Source organism: Niallia sp. XMNu-256 (genome assembly GCF_036670015.1).
GTDB lineage: Bacteria > Bacillota > Bacilli > Bacillales > Cytobacillaceae > Bacillus_BD.
On record NZ_CP137636.1, the window covers coordinates 366,249 to 379,046 of the forward strand.

General features: G+C 37.4%; 9 protein-coding genes. 7 read left to right on the forward strand and 2 right to left on the reverse strand.

Features of this window, described 5'->3' with window-relative positions; genetic code table 11:
- Positions 1-3: 3 nt before the first annotated feature.
- The 7 genes from R4Z10_RS01945 to R4Z10_RS01975 all read left to right on the forward strand — a co-directional run bounded on the left by R4Z10_RS01945 (position 4) and on the right by R4Z10_RS01975 (position 9,667).
- Entirely contained in the window at positions 4-1,731 is a 1,728-nt protein-coding gene (locus tag R4Z10_RS01945; protein WP_338471557.1) for a PAS domain S-box protein, read from the forward strand.
- A gap of 246 nt (positions 1,732-1,977) precedes the next feature.
- Positions 1,978-2,577, forward strand: a complete 600-nt coding sequence (locus R4Z10_RS01950) for a 50S ribosomal protein L25 (protein WP_338471558.1) — start codon at positions 1,978-1,980, stop codon at positions 2,575-2,577.
- A 486-nt stretch (positions 2,578-3,063) separates the two neighbouring features.
- Complete coding sequence (locus tag R4Z10_RS01955; RefSeq protein WP_338471559.1) at positions 3,064-4,266, forward strand: MFS transporter; 1,203 nt, start codon at positions 3,064-3,066, stop codon at positions 4,264-4,266.
- Positions 4,267-4,526: 260 nt separating this feature from the next.
- Positions 4,527-6,140, forward strand: coding sequence for an FMN-binding glutamate synthase family protein (locus tag R4Z10_RS01960; protein ID WP_338471560.1), 1,614 nt, complete (start codon positions 4,527-4,529; stop codon positions 6,138-6,140).
- Between the two features lie 468 nt (positions 6,141-6,608).
- On the forward strand, positions 6,609-7,592 hold the full coding sequence (locus R4Z10_RS01965) for a ring-cleaving dioxygenase (protein WP_338471561.1): 984 nt from the start codon (positions 6,609-6,611) through the stop codon (positions 7,590-7,592).
- Between the two features lie 15 nt (positions 7,593-7,607).
- Positions 7,608-8,201, forward strand: a complete 594-nt coding sequence (locus R4Z10_RS01970; protein WP_338471562.1) for an NADPH-dependent FMN reductase — start codon at positions 7,608-7,610, stop codon at positions 8,199-8,201.
- A gap of 164 nt (positions 8,202-8,365) precedes the next feature.
- On the forward strand, positions 8,366-9,667 hold the full coding sequence (locus R4Z10_RS01975) for a M48 family metallopeptidase (RefSeq protein WP_338471563.1): 1,302 nt from the start codon (positions 8,366-8,368) through the stop codon (positions 9,665-9,667).
- Positions 9,668-9,776: 109 nt separating this feature from the next.
- Here R4Z10_RS01975 and R4Z10_RS01980 read toward each other — a convergent pair whose 3' ends face one another.
- A complete protein-coding gene (locus R4Z10_RS01980; protein ID WP_338471564.1) occupies positions 9,777-10,766 on the reverse strand; it encodes a diaminopimelate dehydrogenase in 990 nt (329 codons plus the stop codon).
- Positions 10,767-10,964: 198 nt separating this feature from the next.
- Positions 10,965-12,638, reverse strand: a complete 1,674-nt coding sequence (locus R4Z10_RS01985; protein WP_338471565.1) for a ribonuclease J — start codon at positions 12,636-12,638, stop codon at positions 10,965-10,967.
- Positions 12,639-12,798 lie beyond the last annotated feature (160 nt).

The following is a 12,798-nucleotide window of genomic DNA, read 5'->3' on the forward strand; positions in this document are numbered from 1 at the left end:
AAAGTGGAAAGGAACCAATCTTTTATTAAAGGGAATAAGCTGAATTCTCATTCAAAAGATGCAACGATTCTGGTTAATAATGATGGCATAATCGCGTATGGAAACAAATTGGCATGTGAAAACTTTGGGTATACGGAGAATGGATTGATTGGAAAACGACTTTCAGAATTGATGCCCGAAGCAAACCTATGGGAAACAGAGGAAGGAAAAGTAATCCATCAATATGGGAAGAATCAGAAAGGACATCCATTTTCGCTATTCTTTAGGTTAAATACTTTTATCCTTGAAGAGGAACTTTTCTTTCTCATTGTATTCCATCAAGTTAAAGACCAGTCCCGATTAAATAAACATCAATCCTATCCTTTGCATGAATTTGTAGACTTAAATTTTGCTCTTGATGAATCAACCATTGTAGCCTTTACAGATGAAAGAGGAAAGATTAAATATGTAAATGAAAAGTTTTGTGAGGTATCCAAGTATTCTGCTAAAGAGCTTATTGGCAAGGATCACCGAATCATTAACTCAGGTTATCATTCAAAAGAATTTATGAAGGATCTTTGGGATACCATTTCTAATGGAAGAATCTATCGAGGAGAAATAAAAAACAAAGCAAAAGATGGTAATTATTACTGGGTGGATACGACGATTGTTCCATTCTTAGATGAAACAGGGAAGCCATATAAATATCTCGCCATCCGTAAAGAAATTACAGAATACAAGCAAGTGGTAGAGGAGTTAAAGAAATCATTACAAGAGTTGATGGACATTAAGTTAGCTCTTGATGCTTCTTCCATTGTTGCAATTACCGACCATAGAGGAACAATCACTTATGTAAATCAACAATTTTGCCGTATATCCAAGTATACGAAAGAAGAGGTAATTGGCAAGGATCATCGCATTATTAACTCTGGATTTCATTCAAAAGAGTTTTTTAAAGACTTGTGGAGGAACATAGCCAGGGGAAGGGTATGGAACGGTGAGATCAAGAATAGAGCAAAAGATGGGAGTTATTATTGGGTAGATACCACGATTGTCCCTTTTCTAGATGATTTAGGAAAGCCTTACCAGTATCTAGCTATTCGCCATGAAATTACACAACGGAAGAATGCAGAACAAGAACTAAAAAAAGTGATGACAAAAATGATCGATGTACAGGAGGACGAAAGGAGACGCATCTCTCGAGAACTGCATGATGGAATCGGACAAAATCTATATAGCCATTTGATTACAATTAACAGGCTTCAGTCCGAAATAAGTCATCCTCTTTTAGATCAGATGCAGGACGAAACGACAAAACTGATCGAGGAACTTAGAGATCTATCGTGGGAACTGCGCCCATCTGTTTTAGATGATCTGGGCTTGATTCCAGCCATTCGGTCCTATTTAGTCCGATTTTCAGAGCATACCAAAATCGATGTTCAATTCGACTGTTATTTGAAAGCCAGACTTTCTTCAAATAAAGAAGTGACTATTTATCGTATCATTCAAGAAGCCTTAACGAATATTCGAAAATATGCTAACACAGAGAGTGCCGCTGTTACGATTCGAGAAATGGATGGGGAGATCAGAGTAATTATAGAGGATTACGGAAAAGGTTTTGCCATAGAATCAGTTTCAAGAGGTGTAGGGTTATTCAGTATGGAAGAAAGGGCGAAAGCGGTTGGAGGCCAACTTACCATTTCTTCCATTCTAGAAGCGGGAACAAATGTTGTCTTACAGATTCCAAAGTAGAATATAATCATTCTGACGCCAAAATACAAATTAAATATTAAGGGAGACTTCCAATAAGTTTAAAAGACTTTGAGAAGTCTTTTTTTATTTCCAAATTCCGGATGTGTATAACCGCTCTTAGCCATTAAGTTTGAAATAAAATATTGGATTAGATATACTTAAAGTATAAGTATTTTTAATATCCCTTAGATATAACTATAAAAAAACTAATATCTAAGGTTCGTATAATCAGGAAGGAGAAATAAAATGAATACATTAGTAGCAGAAGAAAGAAAAGACTTTAAAAAATCCACTTTAAAAGCATCAAGAAAAAATGGGGAAATCCCTGCAATTGTTTATGGAAACAAAATTGAAACTAGATCCCTTTTTATAAAAAATGCCGATTTACTAAAGGTAATAAAGAATGTTGGTAGAAATGGCATAATATCTCTAGATGTTGATGGAAAATCAAAAAATGTGATTTTGAGAGACTATCAAAATAATGTGATCACGAAGGATGTTCTTCATGCAGATTTTCTTCAAGTGGACAAGGACACTGAAATTGATGCAAAAGTAAGCGTAGTTTTAAAGGGTACTTCAAATGGAGAGAAAGCTGGCGGAGTTGTTAAACAATTTCTTCACGAATTGGATATAACTGCAAAAGCGAATGATATTCCTGAAAATATTGAGATTGATATTACTAACTTTGAGATAGGTCATACAGTTCAAATAGTGGATATTAAAGGAGAATATGGTAACTGTGTATTCAAGCATGAGGATGAAGAAGCCATTGTAATGGTCGATCATGTTAAAGCTGCAGCGGAGGAAGAAGAGGAAACGAGTGAGGCTGAAGCAGCGGGAGTGTAGTCCTCTGGAATTACACGAGTAAAAATTAAGCCATAGATGGAATAAAAGAGACAGAAATTAACCCTTTTATTCGGTGACAATACTCTATGAAAATCTTTACTTATATATTTTTCCTTTTAAATTATAGATAAAACGAAAAACGATGTCAATATTTCTGAGACAATTTTTTAACGTTTTTTAATCAAACATAAAGAATGAATGGTTCATTATCTTGTTTGTATAAACTTAAAACAAAGAGGCTTTTCATAAGTTAAAGAACTTGTGAGAGGCTTCTTTTGTTCATTTTTCATAAATAATATGAATTTATGGAAATCCTTTTTCTTAGTATTTTTGTGTTAAAATAAAAATGATTTTGGGTTCAAAACCAAAACGCGGTAATCGTATTTTGAGATTACTGAGAGCAAGGGGCGATAACTGCCTGTTGTTCTTTTACTTATTTCTATACTTGTGGTGCCTTTAATCGTGGCTCCTGAGAGGAGGATATTTATGGAACAGGGGAAAGAAAAGTTTCCGTGGCTGATTTTACTGCTTATGTCCAGTGTAACCTTCATGGGGATTCTATCGGAATTGGTGCCATCGGGAATCCTGCCCCAAATGAGTGAAGGTTTGAATGTATCTTACTCTTCAATAGGACGGTTAGTCAGTATATATGCGATTGCTTCCGCAATTGGAACGATTCCGTTAATTACTTGGACGATGCATATGAATAGAAAAAGGCTATTAACCATTTTAATGTACATTTTTGCTATTTCTAATTTAATTATAGCCTTCTCTTCATCTTATTATTTAATAGCCTTAGCTAGGCTTGTTGGTGGGATTGCTGCAGGTGTACTATGGCCAATGGTTTCCGCTTATGCCATGAGGCTGGTTCCTTCTAGATTACATGGCAGAGCGATTGCTGTAACCATGTCAGGCTCTACTTTGGGGCTAGGCATTGGGTTGCCAATTATGACGGTAATTGGTACAGAATTTGGATGGCGGATTGAATTTGGTGTGCTTGCTGTTATTATATTTGTTATTGCTATTTTAGGGCAAATGTTTTTACCTTCTATTGAAGGAGAAAAATGTACAACTGCCAATTCTCCATTTAGTATCATACGAAATAAATCGGTTGTTATATGCCTGATTGTGACGCTCTTAACAATCATGGCCCATTACGGTTTGTACACTTATATGGCCCCGCTTGTAGAACAATTTAGTTTTGTTGGCGGAATTAAGATAGCTTCTATCCTGTTTGGAATTGGAACGATCATATCAGTTGTATTGGCAGGAAAAGTTATCGATGATCATCTAGGGTCTTTAACTGTTTTTATGTTGACCTTGGCATTTGCGACAATGCTTCTATTTATTGGCTTTAAAGGTATGCCAGTTGTCTCACATCTTGCCTTCCTGCTATGGGGTGTGTCTTTTGGTGCGCTAGTTACGATGTTCCAGACTGCAGTAACTAGACAAGTAGAAACCGGGAAGGATGTTGCAACTTCTCTTCAGTCTAGTACGTTTAATTTTGGAATTGTGTTAGGAAGTGCACTTGGAGGTACGATCCTAGATCATTTATCGGTATTTCATATTGTCTATGTAACAGTGGGATTACTCATTATACCGATCTTATTTAGTGTTTTTTCTAAAAAGACTTTTTGGCAGAAGAACATGGATAAGGGAGACGTTAAGCTAAATAACAACGTGGTTTAAGATTTACCTTTATCATGCGGAAAAATTAAAGGAAGAGTGAACTCTATTTATTTTTGGGTTACTCTTCTTTTTTGTTCTTGTGAAAATTTAAAACTATTAAGCACACTAGTAACTAAACAAGCGTTTTGTTTGAATTAAACAGGTTATTGTTTTATATTATTATTAATCGGAAAATTCAGATTAAACTTTTTCAGATCCTATATAATGGATCAGTAATTTGTGAAACTTGTTTAGTCCATCATACGCAAAGGGGAAACAGAATGATGAATAGTCTAGATGTTTTCGTAACTATTGGTTTGGCAGTTCTTTTTATTTTAATGTTATTATTCATTTTAATTGTAAGCGCTTTTATTATTATGTTAGGGAGAAGGGATCGCGCACAAAGTCAGCATGCCATAAGAAAAAATTTCCCGATTATCTCTCGAATTCGTTATATTTCTGAACACCTTAGCCCTGAGTTAAGACAATATTTCTTTGAAGGAGATCATGAAGGAAAACCTTTTTCGCGGTTGGATTTTCAGTTTATTGTAAAAGCGGCGAAATACGCCAAAACCATTATTGCATTCGGGAGCAGACGGGATTTTGAAAAACCTGGTTTTTACATACGAAATGCCTTTTTTGCTAAGCAAATCGAAGATCTAGAGCCAGATAATGAGGAAAAGATTCGGACAAGAAAATATGTAATTGCTAAGGATACTCTATTTGCTCGCCATGAGCATAACGAGGAAGGGGAACTTAAGCCGTGGCGATATAATGAGCGAGATGCGGTTATTGTAGGGAAGGATACTTGTCGTTATCCATTTACAATCAAGAGTCCAGTAGGAATGAGCGGTATGAGTTATGGGGCCTTAGGTGATCATGCGATTACAGCTCTATCATATGGAATTAAAGATGCTGGTGCCTATATGAATACAGGTGAAGGTGGGTTATCCCCGTATCATTTAAAAGGGGGAGCAGATATCGTCGTCCAAATTGGTCCTGCCAAGTTTGGATTTAGAAATCCAGATGGAAGTTTTTCAGTTGAGGAACTTCAGAAAAAGGCGAGGATTCCCCAGGTAAAAGCATTCGAACTCAAATTAGGTCAAGGAGCTAAAATTCGTGGAGGCCATATTGAAGGCTCTAAGGTCACACCTGAGATTGCTGAAATTCGCGGGGTAGAGCCATATAAAACGATTGACTCTCCAAACCGGTTTGAGGAATTTGATGATATGGATTCGATGATGGACTTTATTGAAAAGATAAGAGATGTCTCAGGGAAGCCGGTCGGTATTAAAATGGTCATTGGCGGAGAAGAACCATTTGAGGAGTTTGCTGCCTATATGGCTAAAACCAATCGTCATCCAGATTTCATTACGATTGATGGTGGTGAAGGTGGAACTGGCGCTACTTACCAGGCTATGGCAGATTCGGTTGGACTACCTATTAAACCTGCCTTAATGATTGCGCAAAAGGTATTAAAGAAATATGAAGTTCGTGATAAAGTTACCCTCATTGCCAGTGGAAAGTTATTTTCACCAGACCGAATTGCGATCGCAATGTCTATGGGTGCAGATGTCGTGCAAATTGCTAGAGGACTGATGATTGCCGTTGGGTGTATTGGGGCGCAGAAGTGTCATTCCAATGAATGTCCCGTTGGAGTGGCGACAACGAACCCAAAACTACAAAAGGCATTAGTTATTGATGAAAAGAGGTATAGGGTTACGAATTACCTCACTACTCTTCGTGAGGAGTTATTCTTATTAGCGGCCGCAGCAGGTTTAACATCACCGAGACAATTTAATGAAAAGCATATTGTCTACGTTGATCAGGAGTTTCAAGTTAAAACGATTGAACAGATTAAAGAAGCAGAAAAAGAATTACAGCTGATTTCTTAACCTTGACAGAGTGCGAGTGCTTTCCTTGAATGGAAACTGCTTGCACTCTTTTTTAGTTTTATACTTAGTCGATTAATTATTACTAATTGATTAAAAAAGTGTTGACAAAGAGTGATATCCATGATAAATTTACCTTGAATTAAAGATGATTTAATTTGAGAAACCTTAATTACTAGTTAATAAAGGCTTGAAAACAGTTATTGTTAGAAAATATCAATAGAAAAGTTGAATTAGAATTAATCTAGCTTTCATAAGATTGAAAAAATAAGAAGAACGATTCAAAACACTAATGTATACACTGACTCTCAACCTCAAATACCTTTAATTAAAAATATTTGATTGACAAATAAAAATATCTATGATATATTTATTTTGAAGTCAAGATACTTTAATAAATGATTAATTTTTTATATATATTTTTTTAACTAATATCTCGAGATCGAGATTCTGCAAGTGGAGGAAACAATCATGAATCAATTGAAAGGACTTCATCATGTAACAGCAATTACAAGCAGTGCAGAGAAGATTTACGATTTCTTCACATATGTATTGGGAATGCGTCTAGTTAAGAAAACGGTAAATCAAGATGATATTAATACGTACCATTTATATTTCACAGATGATGTTGGAAGTCCCGGAACTGATATGACGTTTTTCGATTTTCCTGGAATCCCAAAAGGGGTCCATGGTACAAATGAAATTTCAAAAACATCTTTCCGTGTACCCACTGATGAGGCATTGGAGTATTGGGTGAAACGGTTTGATAAATATGAAATCAAACATACCGGAATTAAAGAACAATTTGGTAAAAAGACATTATCCTTTGCTGATTTCGATGATCAGCAATACCAATTGATTTCAGATCAACATAATCAAGGTGTTTCTTCCGGAAAACCGTGGCCGAATGGACCGATTCCATTAGAATTTTCGATTACCGGATTGGGGCCAATTTTTATTCGTACATCGCATATGGATTATTTCAAAGAATTATTAGAAAAAGTCTTCTATATGAGTGAAACTGCTCAGGAAGAATCATTCCATTTATTTGAAATGGGTGAGGGTGGCAATGGTGCACAAGTGATTGTGGAATATAACACGATCCTTCCGCAAGCACGCCAAGGTTTTGGGACGGTTCATCATACAGCATTCCGAGTCGATGAACGTGCAGACTTAGAGGCATGGCAGCAACACCTGCAAGCATTCCAATTGCAAAACTCAGGTTATGTAGAGCGTTATTATTTTGGCTCTTTATATACACCTGTAGCCCCGGGCATCTTGTTTGAATTAGCAACAGATGGACCTGGATTCATGGAAGATGAACCATATGAAACATTAGGTGAAAAATTATCATTACCACCATTCTTTGAGCCACAGCATGAACGAATCGAGGCAATGGTTCGACCGCTTGATACCGTTCGCAGTACGTTGAAGATTGAAAAAGAATACTTGTAAGGAGGAAATCATCCTATGGGATTTTTTGATAAATTATTTGGAAAAGAAAAAAAGGAGGAAGAAACAATGGCAAAATTAAACATTGGTATTATTTTAGGTTCAACACGTGAAGGACGCGTAAGTCCACAAGTAGGAGCATGGGTAAAGGAAATCGCTGATAAGCGCGGGGATGCAAACTATACAATTATTGATATTGCTGATTATAAATTACCATTACTAGGTGAAGAAGGCGGCGACGCATCAGGTGCAGCTGCATGGTCTGAAATCATTGCGGCACAAGATGGATTCGTATTCATCGTACAAGAATATAATCACTCGATTACAGGTGCTCTAAAAAATGCACTAGATTATCTACGTGAAGAGTGGAACAACAAAGCAGCAGGGATCGTTTCTTACGGTTCAGTAGGTGGAGCTCGTGCAGCTGAACATTTACGCGGCATCTTAGGTGAATTACTAGTAGCAGATGTACGTGTTCACCCAGCATTATCCCTATTCACAGACTTTGAAAATGGAACAGACTTCAAACCAGCAGCAGTTCAAGAAGATTCAGTAAACCAAATGTTAGATCAATTAATTCCTTGGTCAAAAGCACTATTTACCATTCGCTAATCAATAATAAATATTCAGGGGTGCTAGGTATCCTCCATTAAATGGATGGTTCCTGGCACCCCTTTTTATTTTTTTCTATCTCTAAATCTTAGAAACTATGAGTACTTGGACCTTCTTCATGGTATAATCCTCTTAATCAAAATAAAATACAGGGGGATATGTTGGTGATTGAGGAAAATAGCATAGGGAAAAGGTTGGTTCATCATAAAGAAGGGGTTTATTTTGCTTTAACTCTATTAGTTAGTATTTTGACTTATGTGGCTTTACTTTTTTCAATTATTGGGATTGTTATTATAGCTGCAATTATTCTCGTTTCTTATTTCTTTCATGCTCTATCAATGGCATCTATTCGACGAAATGGGGTTCGTTTGAGTGAGCGTCAATTTCCTGAAATCTATGAAAAGGCCGTGAAGCTGGCTCATAATATGGAGATAGAGAAAATGCCAGCTATTTATGTAATGGAATCGATGGGGATCATGAATGCCTTTGCTACTCGTTTTTTTGGGAAAAATATGGTGGTTATATATTCAGAAATTTTTGATTTGAGTGAAGAGAAGCGTAATGATGAGCTATTGTTTGTCCTTGCCCATGAATTTGCGCATATTAAGAGACGACACGTGTTGGTACATATGCTCCTGCTACCGGCCATGTTCATTCCATTTTTAGGTGAAGCTTATTTACGTGCATGTGAGTATACTTGTGATCGCTATGCCGCTTATTATATAGATAATGTAGATGCGGCCAAAGAGGCATTATCCATGCTCGCTATTGGAAAAAGGCTTTCTTCAAAAATGAATAAGGAAGCATTTGTCCAACAAATTTCAGAGGAATCAGGATTTTTTGCTTGGTTAAGCGAAAAGCTTTCAAGCCATCCTCATTTACCTAAACGAATTAATGCACTGGACAACTGGGTGAACCCAGAACAATACCCATTAATTCGTGAAAAGAGAGTAGGATTAGTTGTTGGTGTTGTTGTTTCCGTCCTGCTTGTTGGTATACTAACCGGAGCAGTTGCTCTTATTGTAAAAGGAACCAGTACGCTAACTGCCTTTTTGGAGGATCCATATTTATATGGAGAGGAAGAGTATTTCGAAGAGGAGATGTATCCTCCTGTCATTCAGGCTGTATTTGATGAGGACATGGAAATGCTCGAGCAGGCCGTTACAGACGGGGCTGATATTGATGAAAAAGACAGTGAAGGTTTCACTGCTCTCCAATATGCTGTTATGTGGGGAGACAGCGAATCAGCAGAATGGTTAATTCAAAACGGGGCAGATGTCAATACAACGGATTCCTGGGGATCAACGCCTTTAATCAATGCGGTTTTTAATGACACAGATGTTGAAACAGTAGAACTATTACTTGGTAACGGAGCGGATCCAACGATAAAAGACTCCGAAGGAAAAACAGCTTACGACTATGCCGTCGAAAATAGAGATGCACAGTTGAGGGATTTATTACAATAATAAAAACAGAGCACCATCTATTTTTGGATGGTGCCCTTGCCATTTAATAACTTATTCTATAAGACTCTATATAGTATAGATGGAATGCAAGATGAATCCTTACATTTCATTATAAGTAATCTTTTCTAAGTTCTTCCGCTGAGCGTGGTGAAATGTAACCAGGTGCGATGTCAAAAACGGTTTTAGCCCCAAATTGTTTTTCTTGGTTTAAACGATAAGCAGCTCTTGCATAGGCAACTAATACACTCGCTGTAAATTCAGGGTTGCTATCTAGTTTAAGGGAGAATTCGTAAATTTGCTTGTTGTTTTCTCCTGTATTGCCACCTCTGATGACAAAACCCCCATGTGGTGCCTTCGTGTGGTCACGATTAAATTCTTGTTCTGAGATAAAATGCACTTCTGTATGATAATCAGCGAAGTAGTTTGGCATCGTTTTGATTTCATTTTCGATTGTTCCTTGATCTGCACCTTCCTCAGGAACAATATAGCAAACTCGTGTATGCTTTTCCGCAGTCGTTAGTTCAGGATTTGCACCGCTGCGAACTTTTTCCATGGCGTCTTCAGATGGAATCGTATATTGTACACCTTTTTTAACCCCTTTGACTCTTCTGACAGCATCTGAGTGACCTTGGCTAAGTCCTTTTCCCCAGAATGTATAATTTTCTCCGTTCGGTAAGATCGCATCTGCCATCACGCGGTTGATGGAAAATAAACCTGGGTCCCAACCTACAGAGATAATGGCTGTTGTATTATTTTTTGCGGCCACTTCATTTACAGATTGATAAAACTCAGGAATTTTAGCGTGTGTATCAAAGCTATCTACTGTGTTGAACATGCTTGCAAAATGGGGAGTTTGTTCAGGTAAATCAGTTGCAGACCCACCGCAGAGAAGCATGACATCAATATCGTCTTTGTAATCACTTGCACTTGAAATATGTAAAGATTTTACATTTGGATCATCTAAAATTAACTCTTTCGGATCTCTTCTAGTGAAAACGGCTACTAATTCCATATCTTGAGTTTCTTTAATAGCTTTAATAGCCCCTTTTCCAAGATTCCCATAACCGACGATGCCTAGTCTAATTTTTTTCTTGCTCATACTCCCTATCTCCTTTTTCATTATTAAATTTTGATTAGCGAAGAAATGACTCTAGTTTGCCAATGCTAGAGTCATTCCGATGACTAACACTTAATTATAAGTGTAGCAAATAATTTCTGTAAATCATATTGGCTGCTGTTTCGTAAAATGAGAAAGGGTGACAAGCTATCAAGTGAATGTTAAGTATCAGCTTACTTATCAAACCTCAATTATAATTGGCAGGATCATCGGTTTTTTCTTTGTTTGGGCAAATAAGTATTGACCAACTGATTTTTTAATATTTTGCTTCATGGTGTTCCAGCGATGGATATTTGCTTTTTGCATCTCATCAATGGATTTTGCCACAATATGATTAACCTCATTTAGAAGTTCCTCGGATTCTCGTGCATAAACAAATCCTCGAGAAATCGTGTCAGGTCCCGAAATAATTGTTCTTTCGGCTTTACTCAGAGTAATGACGATAACGAGCATGCCGTCTTCAGAAAGTTGTTTGCGGTCCCGTAAAACGATACTTCCAACATCCCCAATTCCAAGCCCATCTACAAAAGTGTTTCCAGAAGGGATCGTCCGAGTCTGGCGGGCAACATCATTAGAAAAATCAACGACATCTCCATTGTTAATGATAAAAGTGTTGGCTCTATCAACACCGACAGACTCCGCCAACAAACGGTGGTGATGTAGCATTCGATGTTCCCCGTGGATCGGAATAAAATATTTTGGTTTCATTAAAGTGAGCATCAGCTTTAAGTCCTCTTGGTAGCCATGGCCCGAAACGTGCATCCCTGTAGAACTTCCTGAGCCATATATCACATTTGCTCCCAATTGAAATAAGTTATCGATAATTCGTGAAACATCTTTTTCATTTCCAGGTATTGGAGAGGCGGCTAGAATCACTGTATCTCCAGGATAAATGGAAACATCACGATAACTTCCATTTGCTAATCGAGCAAGGGCGGCCATCGGCTCCCCCTGACTTCCTGTACATAAGATCACGACACGTTCCGGATCTAGATGTTCCACTTCTCGAGCATCGATAAGCATCCCGTCAGGAATATGTAAATATCCTCGCTCAATCGCAACATTAACAACATTAATCATACTTCTCCCAAGAAGGGCGAGCTTTCGGCGAGTCTTCACTGCCGCTTCAACAACTTGTTGGACCCGGTTTACATTGGAAGCAAAAGTAGAGACAAAGATTTTTCCATCTGCTTTTGTAAAGGCTTCATGCAAGTGGTCACTTACAATCCTTTCGGAAGGGGTTAACCCTTTCCGTTCAGCGTTGGTACTTTCCGATATAAGAGCTAAAACCCCTTGATCACCAATTTGCGCCATTTTATGTATATCAGATATTTGATTGTTAGCAGGTGTTAAGTCAAATTTAAAATCTCCAGTGTGAACTACATTTCCCTCTGGGGTATGAAAGACAATCCCGAGACAATCTGGAATGCTATGACTGACTTTAAAAAAGGAGGTTTTGATAGCTCCTAATTCGAGATTGGACTCAGAGTCAATCGGAATAAGAGTCGTATCTCTTGTTAAACGGTGCTCATCTAATTTTAACTCGATTAAACCAAGTGTAAAGCGAGTAGCATAAATCGGTACATTTAACTTTTGTAAGAAGTAGGGAATCCCACCGATATGATCTTCGTGTCCATGTGTCACGATTAATGCTCGTACTTTTTCTTTATTATCCTCTAAATAGGTTACGTCGGGAATAATGAGATCAATACCAAATAAAGTCTCGTCTGGAAACTTCCCTCCACAGTCGATAACGATAATATCTTCTGCATATTCAATGGCGTACATGTTTTTACCGATTTCATTAATCCCACCTAAGGCGAAAAATGATAACGGATTACTTTGTGAAGTCATTTCTATACCCTCCTACATTTTACAAGTATATTTAGTATTTCCTTTGATCGATTTTTATTCCCAAAATGTAAATGTAAACACTTTCCAGAATCTGGCTGGCCTCTGTATCTGTTGAAGTTTACTGCCTTCCATAAATGGTTATACAGAAAGTGGACAGTTA

Excerpts from the sequence above, each read along its gene's own strand:
- R4Z10_RS01960 (WP_338471560.1), top strand. The coding sequence starts at position 4,527 with ATGATGAATAGTCTAGATGTTTTCGTAACTATTGGTTTGGCAGTTCTT.
- R4Z10_RS01950 (WP_338471558.1), top strand. The coding sequence starts at position 1,978 with ATGAATACATTAGTAGCAGAAGAAAGAAAAGACTTTAAAAAATCCACT.
- R4Z10_RS01980 (WP_338471564.1), bottom strand. The coding sequence starts at position 10,766 with ATGAGCAAGAAAAAAATTAGACTAGGCATCGTCGGTTATGGGAATCTT.
- R4Z10_RS01970 (WP_338471562.1), top strand. The coding sequence starts at position 7,608 with ATGGGATTTTTTGATAAATTATTTGGAAAAGAAAAAAAGGAGGAAGAA.
- R4Z10_RS01955 (WP_338471559.1), top strand. The coding sequence starts at position 3,064 with ATGGAACAGGGGAAAGAAAAGTTTCCGTGGCTGATTTTACTGCTTATG.
- R4Z10_RS01985 (WP_338471565.1), bottom strand. The coding sequence starts at position 12,638 with ATGACTTCACAAAGTAATCCGTTATCATTTTTCGCCTTAGGTGGGATT.
- R4Z10_RS01965 (WP_338471561.1), top strand. The coding sequence starts at position 6,609 with ATGAATCAATTGAAAGGACTTCATCATGTAACAGCAATTACAAGCAGT.